General features: G+C 39.9%; 22 protein-coding genes. All 22 read left to right on the forward strand.

Features of this window, described 5'->3' with window-relative positions:
• Positions 1-59: 59 nt before the first annotated feature.
• The 22 genes from K8P02_RS02060 (at position 60) to K8P02_RS02165 (ending at position 25,033) form a co-directional block, all read left to right on the forward strand.
• Complete coding sequence (locus K8P02_RS02060; RefSeq protein ID WP_007484413.1) at positions 60-539, forward strand: UpxZ family transcription anti-terminator antagonist; 480 nt, start codon at positions 60-62, stop codon at positions 537-539.
• A 50-nt stretch (positions 540-589) separates the two neighbouring features.
• Positions 590-1,381: a polysaccharide biosynthesis/export family protein gene (locus K8P02_RS02065; RefSeq protein ID WP_007484414.1), complete on the forward strand. Its 792-nt coding sequence runs from the start codon at positions 590-592 to the stop codon at positions 1,379-1,381.
• A gap of 20 nt (positions 1,382-1,401) precedes the next feature.
• Complete coding sequence (locus K8P02_RS02070) at positions 1,402-3,861, forward strand: GumC family protein (RefSeq protein ID WP_007484415.1); 2,460 nt, start codon at positions 1,402-1,404, stop codon at positions 3,859-3,861.
• A gap of 798 nt (positions 3,862-4,659) precedes the next feature.
• Positions 4,660-5,709 carry a polysaccharide biosynthesis protein gene (locus tag K8P02_RS02075; protein ID WP_025868160.1) on the forward strand — a complete coding sequence of 350 codons (1,050 nt, stop codon included), beginning with the start codon at positions 4,660-4,662 and terminating at the stop codon, positions 5,707-5,709.
• Between the two features lie 6 nt (positions 5,710-5,715).
• Positions 5,716-6,939 carry a polysaccharide biosynthesis C-terminal domain-containing protein gene (locus K8P02_RS02080; RefSeq protein ID WP_007484417.1) on the forward strand — a complete coding sequence of 408 codons (1,224 nt, stop codon included), beginning with the start codon at positions 5,716-5,718 and terminating at the stop codon, positions 6,937-6,939.
• 3 nt (positions 6,940-6,942) lie between these two features.
• Complete coding sequence (wecB, locus tag K8P02_RS02085; protein WP_007484418.1) at positions 6,943-8,136, forward strand: non-hydrolyzing UDP-N-acetylglucosamine 2-epimerase; 1,194 nt, start codon at positions 6,943-6,945, stop codon at positions 8,134-8,136.
• 136 nt (positions 8,137-8,272) lie between these two features.
• Positions 8,273-9,451 (forward strand): non-hydrolyzing UDP-N-acetylglucosamine 2-epimerase, encoded by a 1,179-nt coding sequence (gene wecB / locus K8P02_RS02090; protein WP_044166175.1) that lies wholly within the window; start codon positions 8,273-8,275, stop codon positions 9,449-9,451.
• A gap of 42 nt (positions 9,452-9,493) precedes the next feature.
• A complete protein-coding gene (locus tag K8P02_RS02095; protein WP_007484420.1) occupies positions 9,494-10,717 on the forward strand; it encodes a nucleotide sugar dehydrogenase in 1,224 nt (407 codons plus the stop codon).
• A 79-nt stretch (positions 10,718-10,796) separates the two neighbouring features.
• Positions 10,797-12,155 carry a lipopolysaccharide biosynthesis protein gene (locus tag K8P02_RS02100; protein ID WP_007484421.1) on the forward strand — a complete coding sequence of 453 codons (1,359 nt, stop codon included), beginning with the start codon at positions 10,797-10,799 and terminating at the stop codon, positions 12,153-12,155.
• On the forward strand, positions 12,143-13,309 hold the full coding sequence (locus K8P02_RS02105; protein ID WP_007484422.1) for an O-antigen ligase family protein: 1,167 nt from the start codon (positions 12,143-12,145) through the stop codon (positions 13,307-13,309). Before K8P02_RS02100 ends, K8P02_RS02105 begins: the two co-directional genes overlap by 13 nt.
• Positions 13,310-13,316: 7 nt before the next feature.
• Positions 13,317-14,567: a glycosyltransferase family protein gene (locus K8P02_RS02110; protein ID WP_025868159.1), complete on the forward strand. Its 1,251-nt coding sequence runs from the start codon at positions 13,317-13,319 to the stop codon at positions 14,565-14,567.
• Positions 14,567-16,456 carry a heparinase II/III family protein gene (locus K8P02_RS02115; protein WP_007484424.1) on the forward strand — a complete coding sequence of 630 codons (1,890 nt, stop codon included), beginning with the start codon at positions 14,567-14,569 and terminating at the stop codon, positions 16,454-16,456. Before K8P02_RS02110 ends, K8P02_RS02115 begins: the two co-directional genes overlap by 1 nt.
• A gap of 146 nt (positions 16,457-16,602) precedes the next feature.
• Positions 16,603-16,773, forward strand: coding sequence for a hypothetical protein (locus tag K8P02_RS02120; RefSeq protein ID WP_155921486.1), 171 nt, complete (start codon positions 16,603-16,605; stop codon positions 16,771-16,773).
• 50 nt (positions 16,774-16,823) lie between these two features.
• The gene (locus tag K8P02_RS02125) at positions 16,824-17,183 is read left to right on the forward strand and encodes a hypothetical protein (protein WP_007484427.1); all 360 of its coding nucleotides are present in this window, start codon (positions 16,824-16,826) and stop codon (positions 17,181-17,183) included.
• Positions 17,184-17,189: 6 nt separating this feature from the next.
• Positions 17,190-18,332 (forward strand): glycosyltransferase, encoded by a 1,143-nt coding sequence (locus K8P02_RS02130; RefSeq protein WP_007484429.1) that lies wholly within the window; start codon positions 17,190-17,192, stop codon positions 18,330-18,332.
• A 23-nt stretch (positions 18,333-18,355) separates the two neighbouring features.
• Positions 18,356-19,426: a glycosyltransferase gene (locus tag K8P02_RS02135; RefSeq protein ID WP_007484431.1), complete on the forward strand. Its 1,071-nt coding sequence runs from the start codon at positions 18,356-18,358 to the stop codon at positions 19,424-19,426.
• A gap of 9 nt (positions 19,427-19,435) precedes the next feature.
• Positions 19,436-20,068, forward strand: a complete 633-nt coding sequence (locus K8P02_RS21825) for a CatB-related O-acetyltransferase (protein WP_007484433.1) — start codon at positions 19,436-19,438, stop codon at positions 20,066-20,068.
• Positions 20,069-20,817: 749 nt separating this feature from the next.
• Entirely contained in the window at positions 20,818-21,021 is a 204-nt protein-coding gene (locus K8P02_RS21870) for an IS66 family transposase (RefSeq protein ID WP_223381927.1), read from the forward strand.
• A 245-nt stretch (positions 21,022-21,266) separates the two neighbouring features.
• On the forward strand, positions 21,267-22,277 hold the full coding sequence (locus K8P02_RS02150) for a hypothetical protein (protein WP_007484437.1): 1,011 nt from the start codon (positions 21,267-21,269) through the stop codon (positions 22,275-22,277).
• A gap of 7 nt (positions 22,278-22,284) precedes the next feature.
• A complete protein-coding gene (locus K8P02_RS02155; RefSeq protein WP_007484438.1) occupies positions 22,285-23,523 on the forward strand; it encodes a glycosyltransferase family 4 protein in 1,239 nt (412 codons plus the stop codon).
• A 3-nt stretch (positions 23,524-23,526) separates the two neighbouring features.
• Positions 23,527-24,144, forward strand: a complete 618-nt coding sequence (locus K8P02_RS02160; protein ID WP_007484441.1) for an acyltransferase — start codon at positions 23,527-23,529, stop codon at positions 24,142-24,144.
• A 13-nt stretch (positions 24,145-24,157) separates the two neighbouring features.
• Positions 24,158-25,033 carry an NAD-dependent epimerase/dehydratase family protein gene (locus tag K8P02_RS02165; RefSeq protein ID WP_007484442.1) on the forward strand — a complete coding sequence of 292 codons (876 nt, stop codon included), beginning with the start codon at positions 24,158-24,160 and terminating at the stop codon, positions 25,031-25,033.
• Positions 25,034-25,079: the final 46 nt, after the last annotated feature.

Below are 25,079 nucleotides of genomic sequence, written 5' to 3' on the forward strand. Positions count from 1 at the left end.
TTATTCTCCTTTGCTGATTTTTATTTGGCTTACTTTAATTTTAACAATTAATACTCCTCATGTTTTTGCAATCACAAATTGATACTCTGCGGCGTATCACTCATGAACTTCTTAATTTAGGTTTTGAGGGTACTCCTCTTTTTTCCAACGAATTCTGCAAACTGAATACGGAGGTTTATCGTCAATCTGAATGTCTCTTCCATTTACATGGTTCTAATACGGAGGAAGAAGCGCAGCTCTGTTATGTTCTGCTTACAGGGTATCATGCTACCATCTATGATCATGGTGATAAAAATCAAAAGATACAACAGCTTCTTGATCGTAGTTGGAAGATACTTGATCAGCTTCCTGCTTCTTTGCTGAAATGTCAACTGTTGGTGGCTTGTTATGGAGAGGTATTTGATGAAGAACTGTCTAAAGAGGCTCATACCATCATTAACGGTTGGGAAGGTCGAGAGTTAACTTTAACTGAATGTGAAGTTATTGAGTATCTGAATAGTCTGGAAGCACATTCCTGGAGCAACTGGGATGTAGAATAATAAGAATTGTATACAAATAACAATACGGAACTTTATTTAATAGAAATCTTATGTGTATTAGAATACTGAATTATTTTTTGTTGTGCTTGGTCACACTTTTCATGTCCTGTTCTGCTCCCAAAGAGGTGCTTTACTTGCAGGATATAACTTCTTTAAAGGAAGAAAATATTGATAAGAATTATGAAGTTATCATTCATAAGGATGATTTGTTGGCTATTCTGGTGAATAGCAAAGATATGGAATTGGCGTTGCCGTTTAATATGCCTGTAGTTACTTATCAGATAGGAGCTCAGAATACCGTTCAGCAAAAGCTATTAGGGTATCTGGTTGATCAGAATGGAGATATCGATTTTCCCATTTTAGGTAGACTTCATGTAGAGGGCTTAACCCGTATGCAGGTGACAGAATTGATAAAACAGAAATTGATGGAGGAGGATCTGATAAAGGATCCTATTGTCACTGTACAGTTTTTGAATTTTAAAGTTTCTGTGATGGGAGAGGTTGCCCGTCCGGGCACATTTGATATCTCTGGTGACCGTATTACTTTATTGGAAGCTTTGAGTATGGCGGGTGATTTAACCATTTATGGCCGTCGCGACCGTGTAGCCGTTATCCGTGAAAAAGACGGTAAACGTCGTATTTTGTATCATGATCTTCGTTCTTCCGATATTTTTCAGTCTCCCTGTTACTATCTGCAGCAGAATGATATTGTGTATGTAGAACCCAATAAAGCCAAGACCGGGCAGAGCCGTATTAACTCCAATAATTCTGTGAGCGTTTGGCTGTCTGCCGTTTCGGTATTGGCTTCCATCGCTTCTTTAATGGTAACCATGTTTAAATAATCCGGATATAATAAAGAATAATGAATACTGAATACAAAAACAATGATGTCCGCAAGCAGGAGTCAGAAATTAATATCAGTGATATCTTCTATCTTGTATTGGCTAACTGGTACTGGTTCATACTTTCTGTTCTGGTCTGTGGTGGGGTAGCTTTCTTTTATTTGAAATCTTCTTCCAAAGTATACAGTCGTAAAGCATCCGTTCTGATTCGTGACGATTCTAAAGGTGGCGGAATGAGTGAATCTGCGGCTTTTTCTGATCTGTCTCTTTTCGGTGGTAAACGTAATGTGGACAATGAAGTACTTGTCTTTCAATCCCGTCATTTGATGGAAGAGGTTGCGCGGCGTTTGCATTTGGATATGAGTTATAAGGTAAAAAATGGTTTGCGCAATGATGAACTTTATACGCATGCTCCGGTCACCGTTTCTTTTCCTGAGGCGGAGGAACGGCAGATTATAAAAGTAGTGGTTACCCCTGTCGATTCCGTTACGGTACGTCTTTCCGACTTTTCTTTGGCTGTAGGCGGTGGGGAAATTAGTTCAGAAGAGGTTTTGGATGTGCATCTGAATGATACGGTTTCTACTCCGATCGGTCCGATGGTTATCACTCCTACATTATATTATACGGATGTTTTTTATGGTAAGCCTGTAAATGTGGTCAAATCCAACTTGGAAAGTGTCATCGAAGGGTATCGCGGCAGGTTGAAAGTTTCTCTTGCCGGTAAAACAACAACTATTATCAACCTGGTTTTGGATGATGTCTCTACTGCCCGCGCAGAAGATATTCTGAACATGCTTATTGCCGTCTATAATGAGGATGTGATCAATGACAAGAACCAGATAGCTGTGAATACCTCTAAGTTTATCAATGAACGTTTGATTATTATCGAACGTGAATTGGGTAGCGTGGATGCAAACATTGAGAGCTTTAAACGTGAGAACCAGTTGACTGATATCACTTCCGAAACGGGTATGTACCTTGCCAATACGAGCCGTTATCAGCAGGAGGGTCTTAGTCTGGAGAACCAGTTGAGTATTGCTAAATATATTAAAGAGTATTTGACGGATCCTCAGAAAAGTTCGGACCTGATTCCTGCCAATACGGGTATATCGGATAACAGTGTCGAATTCCAGATCAAGGAATACAATGATATCCTCTTGAAACGTGATAAATTGGTGGTGGGTAGTAGCAGTAAGAACCCGATTGTGATGGATCTGAACAACTCTCTGAGTGCAATGAAGCAGACGATTATTCGTTCGGTGGATAATCTGATTGTCGGCCTGAATATCCAGTTAAAGAATATCCGTGAACAGGAAGAGCAGACCACGAAGCGAATTGAGGCCGTTCCTGCCCAGCAGAAATATGTGCTTACAGTAGAACGCCAGCAGAAGATCAAGGAGGAACTTTACCTTTACTTGTTGAATAAGCGTGAGGAGAATGCCTTGACACAGGCTATTACGGAGAGTAATGCCCGTATCATAGATGCTGCTTCGGGTAGCAGTGCTCCGGTGGCACCTAAAACAATGACAATTTTCTTGGCTTCCATTGTTTTAGGTTTAGGTATTCCCATGGGTGTATTCTGGTTGTTGAATGTGATGGATACTAAAGTCCGTACCCGTAAGGAGTTGGATGGAGTACTTACCATTCCTTTCTTGGGTAATATTCCTCGGCATGGCAATAAAAAGGGAGGAGATTCTGATGGCATTGTTGTCCGTGAAAACAGTCGTGATTCTGTATCTGAGGCTTTCCGTATCATCCGTACGAATATGGATTTTATGCGTGTAAAGTCTGATAAGTTGCAGGTTGTTATGTTTACTTCTGCCAATCCGGGTGCGGGTAAAACGTTTGTCTCGAGTAATCTGGCCATGAGTATCGCCCAGACCAATAAACGAGTGGTCCTGATTGACGTTGATATCCGTAAGGGAACATTAAGTGGTATTTTCTCCAACTCTTCCAACCGTATGGGGTTGACGCATTATCTTTCCGGTAGTACGGATAAGGTAGACGATATTGTGGGCACGAGTGAAGAGTATGAAAAACTGGATGTTATTTTCTCCGGTCCCGTACCTCCCAATCCTGCCGAATTGTTGTTGAGTGAACGCTTTGATCGTCTGATAACGGAACTTCGTAAACGTTATGATTATATCATTGTGGATAATGTTCCTGCGGGTATGGTGGCCGATGCTTCTATTGTCAATCGTGTAGCCGATCTTACCATTTTCGTAGTTCGTTCAGGTGTGATGGATCGTCGTCAGTTACCGGAATTGGAGAACATGTACCGCCAGGAGCAGCTTCGTAATATGTCGGTGATATTGAATGGAGTTCCTTCAGATCATAAGGGCTACGGTTATGGCTACGGTTATGGCTATGGTTATGGCTACGGTTATGGTTACGGTTATGGGGACGAAAATCATGATCACAAACATGGAAAGTGCAAAAGTTTGAAGAATCTTTTCTCTTGTTTTTTGAAACGTTCGTAAGAACTGGACATTTATGACATATTTGATAAAACAACTGTAAGTACTCAAATGAGAGTTCCATAATAAAAGATATTTCGGTATTAAACTGGGTTTTGGCTCATGGGGAATTTTTCCAGTTGTTCTGTGTGAAACACAAAATACTTTATAACATCTTTTAAAAATAATATGAGGTTTGTAAAAAGTTGTATAAGTTAGAGTAGATGGTGTTTCTACTAATGAAGATAAGGAAGTATAAAATCTAATAAGGCATCAATTGTTACCATTAATTCTGCTCGCATTTGAGTTGATTTCCGTATAAGTAACGGTTTGTATTTGAGGTTTGAGTTATTGGATTGATGTCAGAATAATTTATAAATAATCACATTTATGACATGTTAAATTCAGAGGAATATGTTTAGGAAATACTCGTTTCGAATTTGAATGTAGGGAGGCAGGTTCGTCATACAGTTGAAAAAAGTCCCAGAATACGGGGCGTATGTCCTTTTTACCGGATGTCCTTGAATCGAGTCTGAATGAAAAGAACGGTCTGATAGTAGTTTCTTGTGACGACGACGGATAATGGTGGCATCTTACTTCTTGATTCTGTGAAAGAAGTTCTTGTCGGAGTTCTCTGTTCGAGTTTGAAATATAAAAGTAGGAACTCGTTATAACCTTTACCTGTTAACTTGCAGTCAAAGATAATGAGATTATCCATTTGAAATGGATAATAATACTCCTAAATAATTTATAAAACAATTATAAAAACAAATGCTTTAGGGCTGTTACGGGTCTAAAGTAACTATTTTATTAGTAATAATTATGAGCATTTTTGCAGCTAAAACCCTCATGATTACCGGTGGCACAGGTTCATTCGGTAATGCAGTACTTAATCGTTTTCTGAAGACAGATATCGCTGAGATTCGTATATTCAGTCGTGATGAGAAGAAACAAGACGATATGCGTCACGAATATCAGGCTAAGATGCCTGAAGTTGCGAGTAAAATCAAGTTCTTTATTGGTGACGTTCGCAACCTCCAGAGTTGTCGTAATGCAATGCCTGGTGTTGACTATATCTTCCATGCTGCTGCTCTAAAGCAGGTTCCTTCATGTGAGTTCTTTCCTATGGAAGCTGTTAAGACCAATGTTATTGGCACAGACAATGTCCTCACCGCAGCTATTGAGGCTGGTGTAAAGTCTGTAATCTGTCTTTCCACTGATAAGGCTGCATACCCAATCAATGCGATGGGTATCACCAAAGCCATTGAGGAGAAAATTGCAGTTGCTAAATCTCGCTACTCTGGCGATACCAAGATTTGTTGTACGCGTTATGGTAATGTAATGTGCTCTCGTGGTTCTGTAATTCCTCTTTGGATTGACCAGATTCGTAATGGTAATCCTATCACTCTTACCGAGCCTAAGATGACTCGTTTTATCATGTCTCTTGAAGAGGCTGTTGACCTTGTACTCTTCGCTTTTGAGCATGGTCAAAATGGTGATATCCTCGTACAAAAAGCTCCTGCCTGTACCATTCAGACTCAGGCAGAGGCTGTATGTGAGCTCTTTGGTAGCAAGAAGGAAAATATCAAGGTCATCGGTATCCGTCACGGTGAGAAGATGTATGAGACTCTCCTCACAAACGAAGAATGCGCCAAGGCCGAGGATATGGGCGACTTCTATCGAGTACCTGCTGATAACCGTTCACTCAACTATGATCAGTTTTTCACAAAAGGTGATGCTAAGCGATGTGTGTTGTCTGAGTTCAACTCAGACAACACACATCGCTTGAACCTTGAAGAAACCAAGGCTAAGATTGTGAGCCTTGAGTATATTCAGAACGAGTTGAATAGTATTGTTAATCTTACTAAGTAATAAAGTATGAAGATTTTGGTTACAGGAGCAAAAGGTTTCGTGGGAAAAAACCTTTGCTCCCAACTCAATAATATAAAGGATGGTAAAGCTCGTTGGTACAAAGGGGTACAGATAGATGAAGTATTCGAGTACGACCTTGGTAACACTCGGGAAGAACTAGTACACTTCTGTACCGAAGCCGATTTCGTCTTCAACCTTGCAGGTGTCAACCGTCCACAAAATCAGGATGAGTTCATGCAAGGTAATTGGGGGTTCGCCAGTTTCCTTCTTGATACACTGAAGGCACATAAGAACACCTGCCCGGTAATGCTCTCATCATCAGCTCAGGCTTCTCTTACCGGTCGTTTTGGTAACTCTGAGTATGGTCGCAGTAAGAAAGCAGGCGAAACCCTCTTCTTTCAGTATGGTGAAGAAGTAGGAGCCAAGATATTTATTTACCGATTCCCAAATCTCTTCGGCAAATGGTGTCGCCCCAATTACAATAGTGCTGTTGCTACCTTCTGTAACAACATTGCCAATGACTTTCCCATTCAGGTTAATGACCGAAGTGTAGAGATGGAACTTCTCTACATTGATGACCTCGTTGATGAGATGATCGCTGCCCTTGTAGGTAAGGAGCATCGTTGTGAGTTCGAAGGTCTTGATGTTCTTCCACAGAAAGATGGCCACTATTGCTACTGTCCAGTTACCCACAAAACCACCCTTGGTGAGATTGTTGACATTATTAACGAGTGTGCCAAGTCTGTGAATCCTGAGACAGGTAAGGTACAGACCGCCATGGCTGTACCACAAGGTAGTCTTGAATACAAACTCATGACAACCTACCTTTCTTATCTCCCCAAGGAAAAGGCAGTCGTAGATCTCAAGATGAATGTTGATCAGCGTGGATCATTTACGGAGCTTATCCATACCCTTAACAATGGCCAGGTAAGTATCAACATCTCCAAGCCAGGAATTACCAAGGGCGAACACTGGCATCACAGCAAATGGGAAACCTTCATCGTAGTAGCCGGTCATGGTCTCATCCAGCTTCGCAAAGAGGGGACGGATGAAGTATGGAATTATGAAGTATGTGGTGAAAAGATCAAAGCCGTTCATATGCTCCCTGGTTATACTCACAACATTATTAACTTAAGTGAAACCGAAGACTTGGTAACTGTAATGTATTGTAATGAGGTGTTCAATCCTAATCGTACAGACACATACTTTGACCCAGTTGAAAAGAAATAAAAAATGGAAAATAAAACTCCCAAATTCGATTATAGCAACGTGAAGTGGCAGGAAAATGGTAAACTCAAACTCTGTATCATCGTCGGTACTCGTCCAGAGATTATTCGTCTTGCAGCTGTCATCAACAAGTGTCGACAGTATTTTGATGTCATCCTTGTTCATACCGGTCAGAACTACGACTACAATCTGAATGGTGTATTCTTCAAGAATCTCAAATTAAAGGAGCCTGAAGTCTATATGGATGCTGTAGGTGATGATCTTGGTGCAACTTGTGGTAATATCATCAACTGCTCATATAAGCTCTTTGTCCAGACAAAGCCAGATGGAGTACTCGTTCTTGGCGACACCAACAGCTGTCTCAGCGTTATTGGAGCCAAGCGTCTTCATATACCTATCTTCCACATGGAAGCCGGTAACCGTTGTAAGGACGAATGTCTTCCTGAGGAAACCAATCGTCGTATCGTAGATATTATCTCCGATGTTAATATGGCCTACTCGGAGCACGCTCGTCGATATCTTGCAGAGTGTGGCCTTCCTCGTGAGCGTACATACGTTACAGGTTCTCCAATGGCAGAGGTACTCCATCAGAACCTCGCTGAAATTAAGGCTTCAGACATTCATCAGCGTCTTGGCCTTGAGAAGGGCAGGTACATCCTTCTCTCAGCCCATCGTGAAGAGAATATTGATACTGAAAAGAACTTCACATCCCTCTTTACTGCTATTAATAAGATGGCTGAGAAGTACGATATGCCTATTCTATACAGTTGTCACCCACGCTCACGTAACCGTCTTGTAGCATCAGGTTTTCAGCTTGATTCTCGTGTCCAGGTACAGCAGCCTCTTGGTTTTCATGATTACAACTGTCTCCAGATGAATGCTTTTTGTGTAGTCTCTGATTCTGGAACACTTCCAGAGGAGTCAAGCTTCTATGCATCTATCGGCAAACCAATCTCTGCTGTTTGTATCCGTACCAGTACGGAACGTCCAGAAGCACTTGATAAAGCTTGCTTTATCTTGAGTGGTATCGATACCAAAGGACTTCTTCAGTCAGTTGATCTTGCAGTACAAATGACTAAGGACGGTAATCATGGTATTCCTGTACCAAACTACATAGACGATGTTTCCAACAAAGTTGTTAAGATCATCCAGTCTTATGTCGGTGTTGTAAATAAAATGGTATGGAGAAAGGAAATGTAACTTTAGTTAAGGGCTACGGTTACACAAATAATCAAAATTCCCAAAGTAACTAAGTATTTTTCATGAATATAGTCGAAGATATACTACTCAAATAAAATAATTAAAAACAATTATAATATAACTTGAAAATATTGATATGACAAAAAAAGTAATGCTTGTCTTCGGTACGCGTCCAGAGGCCATTAAGATGTGTCCGCTGGCGAAGGAGTTCAAGAAGCGTTCAGACGAGTTTGAAACCATTATATGCGTCACTGGTCAGCATCGTGAAATGCTCGACCAAGTACTCCAGATCTTTGATGTGAAGCCTGATTACGACCTCAATATCATGAAACAAGGTCAAGATCTTACTGATGTGACCATACGTGTGCTCACTGGCCTACGTGAGGTCTTCAAGGAGTGCCGTCCTGATGTAGTGCTTGTACATGGAGACACTACCACCTCTACCGCAGGAGCCCTTGCTGCATTCTATGCACAGATTCCTGTAGGTCACATAGAGGCAGGTCTCCGTACTCATAACATTTACAGTCCATGGCCAGAGGAGATGAACCGTCAGATCACCGGGCGTATTGCTACTTACAACTTTTCTCCAACTCCACTTTCAGAGAAGAACCTTCTCGAAGAGAAAGCACATGGTAATATTTATGTCACTGGCAATACTGTCATTGATGCTCTTCATATGGTGGTTGATAAGTTCAAGACCGATGCCACTCTCGCGCAGGAGCAAGACAACGTACTCGCACAGGCTGGTTACGACATAACACGTCTCAATGGAGGAAAGAAACTTGTCCTCATCACTGGTCACCGTCGTGAGAACTTTGGCGATGGTTTCATCCGTATGGTGACAGCCATGAAGAATCTCTCGGAGAAGTATCCTGAGGTGGACTTTATTTATCCAATGCACCTCAATCCTAACGTACGTAAGCCAATTCATGAGGTGTTTGGCGAGGATTTCACCCGTCCAAACTTCTTCTTCATCGAACCTCTTCAGTACCTCGAGTTCATACACCTTATGAGTAAAGCTACTATCGTTCTCACTGACTCAGGCGGTATTCAGGAGGAAGCTCCAGGCCTTGGTAAACCAGTACTCGTGATGCGAGATACCACCGAACGTCCTGAAGCCCTCGCCTCTGGTACTGTTCATCTTGTAGGTGCAGATTATGACAAAATCATGAATGAAGTCAGCACTCTTCTTGAAGATGTAGTAGCATACGAGAAGATGTCAAAGGCAGTTAATCCTTATGGTGACGGTCAAGCATGTCGTCGTATTGCAGACGTACTCGCAGACAAGGATACTGATCGCTACGACGTTCAGTAATTAAGTAAAATATCATATACGAATGAAATAACAGTTAACATTATGGTAAACGTAATTGGATTGGGCTATATTGGACTTCCTACAGCCCTTATGATGGCCTCTCATGGAGTTGAGGTAGTTGGGACTGACTACAACAAGAAGCTTGTTGACACCCTTAATGCAGGTCGTACTACCTTTAAGGAAGAAGGCCTTGAAGACCTTTTTAACGATGCTGTAAAGGCAGGTATCAAGTTCACTACTGAGTATCAGAAGACGGATATGTATATAGTTTCTGTACCTACCCCTTACGACAAATTCTCTAAAAAAGTAGATGCTTGTTATGTAGTAGCAGCCATTAAGAAGGTGATGAGGGTATGCCCTAGAGGTGCTGTCGTTGTTATTGAGTCAACCGTCAGCCCCGGTACTATGGATAACTTTGTACGTCCTGTGGTAGAGGAGAATGGTTTTAAGATTGGTGAGGACATCCACCTTGTACACGCACCTGAACGTATTATTCCAGGTAATATGGTTTACGAACTTCTTCACAACAACCGTACCGTAGGGGCTGACTCTAAGGAGATAGGTGAAAAGGTTAAGGAGTACTATGCATCATTTTGCCAGGGCGAAATCGTTGTTACCGACATTCGTTCAGCTGAGATGACCAAAGTAGTTGAGAATACCTTCCGTGCTGTCAATATCGCCTTTGCCAACGAGCTTGCACGTATCTGTCGGCATGACAATATGGATGTGTATGAGATTATCCGTATCTGCAATATGCATCCACGTGTAAACATCCTCCAACCTGGTCCTGGGGTAGGTGGTCACTGTATCTCTGTTGACCCATGGTTCCTCGTTGGCGATTACCCACGTCTTGCTAAAGTAATTGACGAGTCAATGAAGACTAACGACTCACAGCCTGAGTTCGTTCTTAACCGTATCCACGAAATCATGAAGGAGAATGGCATCGAAAATAATCGTAAAGTAGGTCTTTATGGTCTCACTTACAAGGAGAACGTTGATGATTTTCGTGAGTCACCAACCCTCCAGATGCTTGAACTTCAGGAACGTCACCTTGCACGCCCTCTCAAGTGCTATGATCCATTCCTCGAGGGTAACAAGATTGCCGAGAATCAATATGACTCCTTCGATGAATTCCTTGCTGACGTGGATATGGTAGTTGTCATGGTTAAGCACGACCATATCAAGCAAAACTGGGACAAACTTGAGGGAAAGGTTATTCTCGACTGTTTTAACATCTGTCCTCTTGAGGGTGTATATCATATCTAAATGGATAAGTGCGTGCGCAGGTGGGGTTGTTGCTCATGGTTCAATACCATCACGCACTTCGAATTATTTTTATAATATAATGTTGGATAAGATTAAGTCGTATTTTACTAGGGGGGATGATAGGACAAAGACCATAAAGATAAATGTCTTTCAGTCCTTTATTTATAAAGGGCTTTCAATAGTTCTTTCTTTGTTGATTGTACCATTAACAATTGGTTTTGTTAATGCAGAACAGTATGGAATTTGGTTAACAATCAGTTCTATTGTTGGATGGGTAGGTTATTTTGACTTAGGACTTGGTCATGGGCTTCGAAACAAATATACAGAAGCAAAGGCAAGAGGCAATAGGCAATTAATCTCAGAACTCGTCAGTACCGCTTACGTTCTTATTGCTCTCATTTTTACTTGTGTTTTTGTTGTCTTTTCAATAGTAAATTACTTCATTAATTGGAATTCTTTCCTTGGGGTCTATCAAATAGATAATGGAGTTCTTCAAGAAATTATGTCTATATTGCTTGGGTTCTTCTGTCTAAATATGGTTCTTGGAGTGTTAAAATCGTTACTATTAGGTGATCAACGTACTTCGATGACTTCACTGCTTGTTGTCCTTGATCAATTGTGTTCCTTAGTTGTAATCTTTATTCTAACAAAGACTGTTAAACCAGATTTACAGTATCTCGTTTTTGTGTATTCAGGAGCTCCTTGTGTTGTAACTATTTTGTTCTCATTTTTTTTATTTGTTCCAAGTAAATCTGTTTTTCACGATATTCGACCACGAATTCATAATGTTAGATTAATCCTTTCAAAATCATTACTTTCGTTAGGTGGTAAATTTTTCATTATTCAATTGTCATTATTGATAATATTTCAATGTGTAAATATTATTATTTCAAGAAATTGTGGTCAGATAGCTGTCACCCAGTACAACTTGTCTTATAAGTACTTTCAGATTTTGTATATGGTTAGTATAATTATACTTACACCATATTGGTCTGCATTCAGTGATGCCTATACAAGAAACGATTACGAGTGGATGAATAAGTCTTTTAAAACTCTAACACGATTTATGGTGGTAGCAGTTCCTATACTCATGTTTATGTTATTAGTTGCTCCAATATTTTTCAAAATTTGGGTGGGAGATAAAGTGAATATACCATTTCAGCTTAACTTAATGGTATCTTTGTATATTTTTTCTCAAATATTGTCTGGTATGCATACATATATAATTAATGGATTGGGGAAAATCACTCTTCAATTGGTATTATATGTTATATTCTCATTGTTGTCTATTCCTGTGATGAACTATTTGTCATTACAATATGGAGTATATGGAATTTTGTCTGTTTTAACATTTGTTTATTCTACTCAAGCATTATTTTGTCGAATTCAGATAAAAAAGATATTAAATAATAGGGCATTCGGCATATGGAATATGTAGAATCAAAGAAACGTATATTATTTGAGGTATTATTACTGGTATTACCTCTATCAATTCAAATATATAACATCGTAGCAAGTAAACTCGGTCTCCATCCGGTTGGAGGAAAATTGGTTACTTTGATAATTCTTCTAATAGCATCTTTGTGTGTTTCTTTCAGTAATATAAATATATGTAGAAATGTTGAAAATAAATTATTAATTGCGTTTGTTTTATTTGCATTTCCTGCGTTGCTATTCAATTTAGAATCTGATTTTGAATATATAGTTTATGCCTTATGTTCTGTTCTTTTTGTTCCACTTGCATTTGTGAATGGCTTGATAATTAGTGCAAAGGTAGTAAATAATGGTAATATGCTTTGGTGTGATTTATTGCTCCTACTACCTATGTTTTCTGTTGCAGCGATGATGCAATCAATGCCTATGCTATTAATTGCTGCTGATTTTGGACGAGATGCAATTTTGGCGGTTTCTATCTTTCTTCCATTAATAATGACAACAAAAGGTAAATATCTAAAGATTCTATTGCTTATACTTGTATCTTATTGGAGTGTTATATCTGCAAAGCGAACTGCTTTTCTTTGTATTGGTATTGCATTCTTGTTTTTGGTTTTGTCGGACATATTTAGTATTACTAAGAAAAGTTTCTTAAAAGTTGTAGGAATAGTTGTTATTCTCCTTAGTGTTGGCTACTATTCATATACGAAGTTTTCTGAATTCGCATCTCAAGTAGATTTAATTATAGAGCGTTTTGAAGATCCTGAAGATAATGCAAGTAATAGAGAAAGGACAGATATGTATCAAGGAACGTATGATGTTTTTTTGTCATCATCATTGTTTGAACAGCTTTTTGGTCATGGGTATAAAGCAATTGAAAAGGATTTATACGGAAGGCCGACTCATAATGATTTGCTTGAGATTTTGTATGATTATGGAGTAATGTCTTTGGTTATATATCTTTTATTCTTATGCAAATTGTTAGTTCGTGGTATACGATCATTTAAAGATAATAGAAAGAACGTCTTCCTATTGTTCGCAATGTGTAATTTCTTGCTATTATCTATGATGAATTGTATGATAATGAATCCTGCATTTGTGTTTGTAAATATGTTTTGTCTGGGTTATACACTAAAATTGTCTCAATATTCAGATTGAATTAAAAATGGACAAATATCCAAGTGTCCTACTATTTGGACACTCTTTCAATAATTATACAGGTATGGGTATTACCCTTACCAATTTGTTTGCAGACTGGCCAAAGGAGAAGGTAGCAGCGTGGGTTGATGGTGTAGAGCCTGAGCTTTGTGATTCTATTCGCCCTTGTGCAAAATATATTGGCCGTGTGAAAACACCCTTTACCAAAGTTGCGGTAAAAAAGAAACTGACGTTTAAAGACAAGTGCCGCGAGATCCTTCGTGAGCAGTATCATAAAACAGGATTTCCGGAGTTGCGAGCCAATGTTTCTATATCAGAGGATGAATTTGCTCTGGCAAAGGATTTCAATCCTGAAATAGTATTCTGTGCTTTGGGCAATGATGCAGCTATGAAGCGTTGCGAGAATCTGATGAATAAGTTGCCCAATGCTAAGTTGGTGCTTTATATAGTTGATGATTGGGTGAATACCAAGATTAATACCCGTTACTTCGCATCCCTTTGGAGACGTAAGTATGACAAAGATTTCCGTCATATTATGGACCGTGCAAGCGGACTGCTTTCCATTTGCCAGTATATGACTGATGAATATAAGCGCATGTACGGAAAGACTTACTACCCTTTCCATAATCCTGTGGATTTTGCCGAATGGCAGGCTTTAAGCGTACAACCAAAGTATGCAGAAGACCAAATGTCTATTCTCTATGTAGGAAAGATCAATAATGATACCATTCCATGCCTGTTGGATATGAGTAAGGTGGTGGAGGAATTAAATGCTAAAGGAGGTTCATTCATCTTTGATATCTATTCTCCGGATTATAATAGTAAAGCATATCTTTTTGAGGGTAAGAAGGATATTCATGCATTTCCTCCCATTGCCCACGAAGATATCCCAAACGTGATGAAGAGCTACTCATCGCTCTTCCTCCCACTCGGATTCTCTAAGCAGTCGCGTACCTACGTTCGCCTTTCCATGCCTACCAAGTTGACTGAGTATCTCGCCTCTGGTAAGCCTACTATTCTATATTGCCCAAAAGAGATTGCACTCGCCAAGTATCTGAGCGACAAAGATTGTACAATCATGTGTACTATGGAAAGGGAGGATGTTCTGCGAGAGGCTGTGTCTAAACTGCAAGACAAGAACGTATATAACCATTTGGTAGAGAACTCTCTTGCTTTAGCAGCTGAGCATGATATCCATGTAGTACGTGAGAGATTCAAAGAGGCAATGTGTAAGTTCTATACAAGCGTAAAGCTATAATGAACGATAAGATTAAATATTTTATACCTAAGATTAAGAATCGCATTCCAATTTATGTGGCCAAACTTAATGAGCATCTTCCAGTAGATAAAATATCTCTCATGGGTATCGATTCTATTACGGGAAAAGTTGACTTTTTGGAACGATTGGAAGCGATGTTAGGCGCCGATCTTCCTGATATAGTCCGTAGTGTTGGCGAGGAAGATTACAGTTCTATACTTCGTAGTGCAGAAGAAACTAAACAGCATATCTTCAATGTGCTTGGTTCTGGACCGGTTAAGATGGAGCCCATCAATTGGAGTCGAGAGATAAAAACGGGTTTCGAGTGGCCTGTAGGTGTGTATTACCTCAAGATACGAGTACTTACTCCTAAGGGGGTCGATATTAAAATTCCTTGGGAGATTTCTCGTTGTCATCATTTGTTATGGATGGCAGAGGCTTATTGCTTGACAGGTGACGAATCGTATGCAGAGGAAGTAGTAGAACAGATACGTCATTGGATAGAACATAATCCACTGATGTATTCTGTTAACTGGACTTGTGCCATGGATGTTTCCATACGTGCGGTCAACTGGATGTATACGCTCATTATGATAGGTACGTCTAAGACGTTTACAGATGAGTTTGCAAAGGAAGTTTTTCATTCACTCTATCAGCATCTATTTTTTATCAACCGCAATTTAGAGAAGTGTGTACCATATAGTAACAACCATTACTTTTCGGACATTGTTGGGCAGCTATTTCTTGGCCAGTTGTTTGCGACAACAAGGTACGGAAAACGTACACTTAGGCGAGCCATCAAAGAGTATTGTAAGGAGGTGGAGATACAGGTATTCCCTTCGGGGGTTAATTATGAGAGGAGTATATCGTATCATCGCCTAATGACAGAATTAGTAATCTATCCATACTATATGCTCATTCGTACAGGTCATACATTACCAAAGATAATTGCAGACCGTCTCTCTCATATGCTTGGATACATCAACCAATACACAATGGGAAATGGTTGTTCGCCTATGGTGTCTGACAACGATGACGGTCGCTTACTCCCATTGGTGCCAATACCTTTTATGCAGCATGCTTATCTTGTGAATGTTGATAGTCTTGACAGCCGATTGATTTCGGTAGGTTGTGAGTGGCTTGTTCCTGCATACGAGAGTATTCAGAGTGATGTTCATGTCGATGCTAATCTTGCTATACTTAAGAAAGATAGCATGTATATTTTCACAAGCTGTTTCCATCGCTGGCGTTATGATACATTTAAAAACTCTTACATTGGTACGCATCTACACAATGACCTACTTTCGTTTGTGTTTGCAGATGGTGATATTCCTGTTATTGTCGATGCCGGGGCGTACTGTTACACTTCTGATATTGATACCTGGAAGAGTTTTCGGACTGCCAAGAAACATAATACCATCATTGTTGATGGTGAGGAGCCAAATAAGTTAGGTAATTCAGCTTTCCTGATGAAGTACAACTCCAATGCGAAACCTATGGTTCTTTTATTGGGAGATGTGGAGCATTGCGAAGGAGAGTACACTACTATTGAAGGCCAAATGACTCATCGCCGCGAGTTTGACCTTGCTTCGGATTGTCTCAAGATTACAGATCACTTGACTAAAGCTGGCGCAAGACACAAAGCATATATGTCATTCCACTTTGCTGAAAGTGTGGAAACCACAATAGAAGAAGGTCAGATAGTTATGCTTTCGTGTGGCGAAAAGAAGTACAAGCTGGATATTAATTCCGCTTCAGCTGTTCATTTGTGTATTGAGGACGACACTTTGTCTCCATCCTTTGGTGTACTGGTAGAGTCAAAGACACTCGTTGTGGAATTTGAATTTGACGAGCATGCGGATTGTGTAACGGTAATAGAAAGGCAATAATATGATACGAAAATTGGAAGGCCTCTTGACTAAGAGGCTATATCAAACTTTTGGAGTATACATACGAAAACCGATGGAAGTATTTGTTTCAGAAGAATTATTTTAATACATTGATGGTTGTTTTTTCTAGATTTGTAGATAAACCTATGTACTATGTACGTACACTCCGGAATATTAAAGCTGACAAGATATTCATTCTCGATGACTTCGGTCATAAAGGTGGTTATTACTGGTATGAGAATGGCAATAATAAACTTGTGATGCTGGTTAAATGTTTGATGTATAATATGTTGAATAAGAAAAATATAAGTGGCTGATCACCTTAGGAAGTAGCAAAGGAGGTACGTGTGCTATCTATTACGGTCTAATGTTTGGAGCTACGGACATTTACTCCGGAGCTCGTCAGTATCGTATTGGTACTTATCTTAATGCAGCGGACAGAGTACTTGTGTTCAAGGCAATGATGGGAGCTCAAGCTGCTGAGAAAGAACAGGCCATCCTTGATGCGGAGATGCCGCAGCTTATTGTTAAGTATAAAGGATTACCTTTTCGTGTTCACCTCTTTTATTCCAAAGAGGAACACACTTACGAAGATGACATCAAATACCTTATTAAAGATTTTGTTGACAATAATATAACTCATGACGATAAGGTTGAGACATTTACTGGCTACGGAGAAGTAGGTAAGTATTTTTCGCCTTGGATAAAGAACGAACTCGAAAAATGATAAAAAATGGATAAGAACAAACACTATAATATAGCTCTTGTACTTTACACACATGGCCTTGACTACGATGACCGTATTCGTAAGGAGATATTGTCAATCAAGAGCCTTTACTCTAATGTCGATTTCAAGATATTTGCGGTAGAACCTAATAATCGAGAGGAAGAGGGAACAACTTCTTATGGTGTAGCCTATCGTGTCCCTTATTTGAAATCACGTGACCAGTATGCTTCGGGTACCCATACATTGCTGAAAGCATGGGATTTTTACAAGACGATAAAAAATGACTTGAAGGTATTTGATGCAGTATGGTGTGCTGACCCTGAGACTTTTATCTTCGTATTGATGCTTCACGGTAAGCCTATCGCTTGGGACCTTCATGAATTGCCATTGGTATTTATGAGAAATCCTGTCATGAAGATGTTGTTCAAGTATCTTGAATGCAAATGTAACGTTATGGTGCATGCTAACGAACCTCGTTTGAAGTATCTTGAAACAATAGGAATGGTAAGACATCCTGAAAAACAGTTTGTGTTGAGAAACTATCCGCAGTTTAATGAAATTGATACTGAGTATGATGAGGTGTATAATGATTTCGTGAAATGGTTGGGAGAAGATAAGTGTGTCTATCTGCAAGGTATCGTAAGTACTGCTCGTGCAGATATGGAGTCTATTCAAGCAGTGTTAGCTATTCCAAACTTGAAAGCAGTGGTTGTTGGTAGTATTCAGCCCAAACGTATGGAGGAACTCAAGCAGCGTTTTGATGAAGTAGTATTGGCAGAAAGAATTTATTTTACAGGAAGAATAAAACAGCTCAAAACACCTCAGTATATACGAAAATGCTGCATTGCGCTAGTTTTTTACAAGAACACTTCTCCAAATAACTGGTATTGTGAACCCAACCGTCTTTTTCAAAATGTTATTAATGGTAATCCTGTAGTGGTAGGTAACAATCCTCCGATGAAAGAATTTGTGGAAGCTAATCACTATGGTGTTAGTGTGGATACAGATGGATCAGATGTGGAGAAAATAGTAGAAGGAATAAAAAGCATCTTGGATAATCCCAATGACTATAAGGACTTTTATATAGGTAATGCACTGTGGAATAAGCAAGATGGAGTAATTGAAGAGATTGTTAAAATATTTATATGATAAATGGTTAAATTGAAATAACTATGAAGTACAAAGTCCTTTTTTTATATAACTATTTATTTCATTATAGGATACCTATTTGGAATATATTGGCAGAGGCATTCGATTTGACCGTTGCTTATACTTATCCAGCAAAACAGAAAGACATAGATAGGTGTAATTTTGAGACAATACAACTGCATTACAATCAGTACTCAAAATTCGTTTGGCATAAAGAGGATATTTTCGATATGTGTAACAACTATGATGTAGTTGTAGCTGATGGACAAATATCTTTTGTAAAGTATTCGTTATTAGGCTTTCGCAAAAGAAACTTTAAGCTATTGTATTGGTGTATAGGAGCACCTGCTGGTTATAATCGCCATTATGGAGATGGTAACAGATTTTATTATTGGAGTAACGATATAATTCATAAGAAAGCAGATGCAATGATTTTCTATTCTCAAAAAGCTGTAAACTTGCACATCGATCGTGGGTTTTCTTGTAAAAAATTATTTGTAGCTAACAATACTGTACAAGTTTTAAAAGAGGAATACAAAGCAGCCAATCGTAACACTATTTTGTTTATCGGTACTTTATATTTAGAAAAGGGACTGCAACTTTTGTTAGACTCATATAAAAAAGTATATGAAAGGAATCATAATGTAATAAATTTGGTGGTCGTTGGAGGTGGTATACAATTCGATGCAATTTCAGATTGGATTAGGCAAAATGGATTGTTTGAAAAAATTAACATGGTTGGTCCCGTATATGATATAAATAAAAAGGCCAAATACTTTAGAAATTCATTGGCTTGTATATCCCCTCTCCAGGCAGGACTTTCTGTATTGGAAAGTATGGGATATGGAGTGCCTTTTATTACTTCTGATAATGCAATAACAGGTGGTGAATCTTTCAATATAGAAAATGGTGATAATGGTCTCCGGATTACTGATATTTCAAGACTTGACGAAATAATAGAAGATATCACATTAAATCCGAAAAAATATATAGACATGGGTAGAAATGCTTATAATCATTATTGGTCGTGCCGAAAACCTGAAGATATGGCTAATGGAATAAAGGATGCAATTGATTCTATATTACAAAAATAGTTACACATAATGACAATAGGATACATTTATTCTAAATTTTTCAAAAAAATAATAAGAGGAAAATCTGTTATCAAAAGTGATATTTCCTCTACTGCAAAAGTGAATTCTGGTACAACTATAAGCCATTCAACTATTGGACGCTATACGAATATCGGTTACGATAATGAAATTAATACAGCTGAAATAGGAAGTTTCTGTAGCTTTAGTGATCATGTGTTTATAGGTGGTGACGAACATCCATTAGAATGGGTTAGTACTTCTCCTGTTTTTGAGAATGTTAAACATAGTGGGTCTAAAACTAAGTTTGCGTCATTTGAAGTGCCTATAATCAAACGTACAATCATAGGAAATGATGTATGGATTGCTCATGGTGCATCAATAAAGGCAGGAGTTTGTATTGGTTCGGGAGCTGTTGTTGGAACAGGGGCAGTTGTGACAAAAGATGTTCCCCCTTATGCTATTGTTGCAGGAGTTCCAGCAAAGATTATTCGATTTAGATTTAATGAACATGTTATACGTGAACTGCTTGAGTCAAAATGGTGGGAACTTTCAGAAAATCAACTCCAAGAAGTAGGAAAATACATAAAAGATCCATTCGTATTTCTTGAAAAGGTCAAGCAAATAAGAAATATAACCTATTGATTGGTAGTAAAGTGATAATATGTGTGGCAATCTCTAATATTGTAATTGAAATATGATAAATTAAACGTTTTTTAAGAGTAGCCATCCATTTCTTTATACAGTTCTCGAGATCGTCTGACATATTTTTGCTACGAATTTCAAAAAGCGTAGTAATGAAAAAAGGTAAGTACTCATTTAAGACTGTAAGCACTCAAATTAGGGCTTAATAATGAAGATATTAACTTTGCTATTGAATTTTGGAACATCAGATTATGTACAGTAGTGAAGATTTGAAAAGATTCTGTTCCCAGTACTAGACAGAAGCGATGCTTAAGGGCAGCTCCATTAATAGTTCCGTTCACGTAACAAAGTATCTATAACATGTTCTATAAATGGTACAAGGATACACGCAATAAAATAGTAGAAGTAAAGGTGGATGATCGGTCGTCTCTAATTCAAGAAGAGCGGGAGAAAGTTCATCAACCAGAAGAGATAGTATCTACAAGTATGCGTTCTTCCTCAGTGTGTATATTTATGGAGTTGTATATGATCAACGGTCTACATATCTCGCAGAAGAATCTAAGCTATCAAGAGTTGAAGCAATTATGATTTGAAACGACAATATAACAAGGATGGCATATTGCCGGAAAAGAGAAGGTGAGTTCCGGTAAGGTTTGGAAATCAAGGAAATCTTAATAAATCTTAGGTAGCATCTGAGAAGAGAAAAGGATAGGGCCATATCGTTGGTTACACCTTATCTGCTATCAGCCTTGAATTACTTTGATACATTCTGGGATAATATCTTTGCTTATTTACAAGATGGCAATTATTCGATAGACATCAATACTGCGGAATGTGCAGTTCATCCATTGACCACTTTGCGTAACTCAATATCCCGTTCTGGCAGTGACGAAGGGGGCGGCAATTGTAGTTACCTATTATACTGTAAAGATACGAGGACGGGGTGTCTATGAGTATCTTGATAAGTCTTTTACTAAAATATTTAACGGTTGTAGGGATTCTTGGGTCTGTGACTGGATCGAACAGGATTGGAAATATGCCAATAGTTAATAAACAAAACAAATTTTTAAAACTCAAAATGTAGACACCTGCAAAGGTGTCTATACAAAGTGGGATGTCCTAATATGAGTATTAACATAAAGTCTTATTAAAATAAGGTCTAATGGTTCTAAATTGATTACTTACGAATAACGAGACAATGACAAAAAACAAAATATACGACTTTAAGGTATTGGCAGTATATGCCGATCATCTGTTGGCTGCCCGTGGATACAGGATAGACAAGTACTCGTTGGAGGGTGAGTGGCTGGAGCATGTGGGTACATTGGAGGATAATAAATACGGCAAATGGGCGGGGCACAAGTTGACCCGAAGACTGATGCGTGCGGAGATAACGGCTCTGTATAAATTGAAGGATGGCGCTATGTTAGCGATTGCTAAGAAAGGCTTTTTCCGAAAGGAGAAGGGCGAGCAGACGTTCCGTAAGGTATTCTGTACGCCTCGTGGTTCAAAGCCTCTGAACATCTGCTTGGCGAAAGATGGTAAGGCTTATTTCGGTGAATACTTCCAAAACTTGGAGAAAGCAGAGGTACATGTGTATGGTAGCGAGGATGGTGGCCGGACTTGGAGGGTGGTTTATACCTTCGCTGCTGGTAATGTTAACCATGTACATGGACTCTTCCTCGATTCCTATACCGATCGTATCTGGATAGTGACTGGTGATCGAGAAAACGAGTGTATCATAGGATGGACAGACGATGGTTTTAGGACCTTGCATGAGGAACTGAGAGGTGGTCAGGAATATCGAAGCTGCCAGTTGTTCTTCTACAAGGACTTCATTGTATATGCCACTGATTCTCAGTATATTGAGAATAAGATTCGAGCCATCGACCGTGAAACGCTAGAGATAACGACTCTTGTTGAAATACAGGGATCTGCCATCAAGGGAGGGCAGACGGGAAAGGTAGCCTTCTTGTCTACTACTGTAGAGCCATCGGAGGTGAATCGAGACAAGTATTCGCATGTATGGGTGAGCCTTGGTGGACGAGAGTGGAAGGAGGTCTTCGAGGCTGAGAAGGACTGTTATCCTGCGATATTACAATATGCTACGATGGAATTTCCGCTACATTATGTTATCGAAGATTATCTCTATTTCAGTGGAAGGGCTGTGAGGGAGATGGATGGAAAGACAACATACGCAAAGATTTAGATTATATATGAGTAAAACTGAAAAGAAGAAACGAGTACTTCTTGTGACACAATACTTCTATCCAGAAAATTTCAAGAGCAACGACTTGGCTTTTGAACTGGCGAAGCGTGGGTATGAGGTAGATGCATTGGTTGGTATACCTAACTATCCCGAAGGTAAGTATTTTAAGGGGTATGGCATATTCAAGAAACGCCATGAGGTGGTGAATGGCGTGGACATCTACCGATGTTTCCAAACTTCACGCGGAAGGGGAGGATGGCGGTTACCTGTGAACTATTTTTCGTTTGTGGTTTTCGGTTCATTGAAGGTGTTGTTCCACTTGGGATGGAAGAAGTATGATTGCATCATTGGTCATGAACCTTCTCCTATCTTTCAGGCCTATCCGGCTTTGCTGCTGAGGTGGATGCAGAAGATTCCGTTTTACTACTGGATTATGGATCTGTGGCCTGATGCGATGATGTCGGGTGGTGGTATCAAAAACAAGAATATCCTGAATTGGGTAGATGGTCTCGTGAAGGGTATTTACAACCGTAGCGATAAGATTCTGATTACAAGTAAGCCGTTCCGTAGAGCTATCTGTGAGAAGGGCGATTACGACAAGAAGATTATTTACTATCCGAACTGGAGTGTAGATATGAGCCAAAGTAAGAAAGATGTGCAGATTCCGGAGTTACCTGAGGGCTTCAAGATCATGATTGCCGGTAATCTGGGAAGCGCTCAGTGCCTTGACAAGGTGGCAGAGGTGATGATGGAGCTGAAGGACGTACCTGAAGTGAAGTGGGTGTTCGTAGGTGACGGAAGCAAGAAGGTTTGGCTGGATGAGTTTATTGAGCAGAACGGGCTGAAAGAGAATGCTGTGACTGTGGGGTATTTTCCAGCTGAAACTATGCCTATCTTCTTCAAACAGGCCAATGCGATGCTGGTGACGTTAAAGGGCGGTTTCCGACACTTGGAGATGGTGGTACCTGCGCGCTTGCAGTCGTACATGTCAGCCGGAAGACCTGTATTGGCTATGCTGGGTGAAGGTGGTGCAGAGATCATTAAGGAAGCGGGTTGCGGTTATGTAGTACCAGCAGGTGACTCGAAGGCATTGGCTCAGGTGATACGTGAGAAGGTGTTAACCAACAAGGAGGCTTTTGAGGTCATGGGTGCCAAGGGTAGAAAGTACTATGAGGAGAATTATACTCTGGACATGTGTATGGATAATCTAGTGGAGATCATAGAAAACGGTAAATACGAAAAGTAAGATATGGAACAGAAAAAGTTGAGTACAACTTTCAAGATACTCAGAACTCTTGGATTTAACTATTCGGAAGAGGCTTACGGTGATGTGACCGTGGGTAAACTGCTTAATAAGGTGTTCGGTAATATGTGTAAGAAACGACTAGAGAAGATGATGGATTGGCCTATACTACAGCCTATTAATCCTCGTGCTCTTCGTCCTTGGATCTTGCGTCGTTTTGGATGTAAAGTAGGTAAGGGTTGTTTCATTGGCGAGTATGTGCGTGTAGATCTCGGTCATGCGAACATGATCACGTTGGAGGACAATGTGAGCATTGCTAGCGGTAGTCGTCTACTTTGTCACCAGCGTGACTTTTCTGACTATTGTGTGGGCGATGATTACATGCAATTGGGGTATACTATCAAGCCTATCGTACTAAAGAAGGGGTGTCTGATTGGTATGGAGAGCTTCGTAATGCCCGGAGTGACTGTAGGCGAAGGTGCCATAGTGGGTGCCGGTAGCATGGTGACTAGAGATGTTCCCGCTTGGACAGTGGCTGTAGGCCGTCCAGCTAAGGTAGTAAAGGAGATTACCCAGAGGAAGGTGGACCATCCTGTAGATTCAGAGACTGCGTTTACGGAATAAAGAATTGAAAGTAATGAAAAAAGTATTGATAACAGGAGCCGGAAGCTATATCGGCACAAAGGTTCAGCAATGGTTGGAACAGTGGCCTAAAGAGTTTAAGGTGGATGCTGTGGATACCATCAATGACAACTGGAAGAAGGCAGACTTCAGCCAGTATGACGTAGTATATAATGTGGCTGGTATTGCCCATGTGAAAGCAGCAAAAGGGGAAGGTCCTTTGTATTATGCCATCAACCGAGATATGATAATCAATATTGCCAAGGCTGCTAAGGAGGCTGGCGTGAAGCAGTTTATTCACATGAGTTCAATGATTGTCTATAAGGAGGTGAAGACTCTCGAAGGCAAGCAGATACACAAGGACACAGAGCCAGTGCCAAACGGATTTTATGGTGACTCTAAACTTCAAGGAGAAACAGGTGTGCGTGAACAGGCTTGTGACACCTTCAAGGTGTGTATCATGCGTCCGCCAATGATTTATGGTCCTGGCTGCAAGGGAAACTTCCCTCGTCTAGTATGGCTGGCACAGAAGACTCCTATTTTCCCTGCTTGGCACAATAAGCGTTCGATGCTCTACATCGACAACCTCTGCGAGTTTGTGAAACAACTCATCCTTCACGGGGTGGAGGGTACGGTCTATCCGCAGAACGGTGAGTATGCCGACACGGTGGAGATCATTCGCTATTATGCCAAGGCAAGCGGCAAGAAGATTTGGATAACCAAGCTCTTCAATCCTTTCATTTGGCTTTTGGGTGACCATGTGCGCTCGCTGGGCAAGATGTTCTCGAACAGTACCTATGATATGGAGATGAGCGAATATCCGTTTGAATATCGTGTGGTGAGTCTGGAGGAGTCGTTCAAGGGAATTGAGTCGAAGAATAAAATGAAGTAAGCTCTGTTTAGAGCTTAGAGAAGGTTTGTGGTAAAAAATTAGTATT

The sequence above is a fragment of the Bacteroides nordii genome (genome assembly GCF_019930665.1).
GTDB classification, from domain to species: domain Bacteria; phylum Bacteroidota; class Bacteroidia; order Bacteroidales; family Bacteroidaceae; genus Bacteroides; species Bacteroides nordii.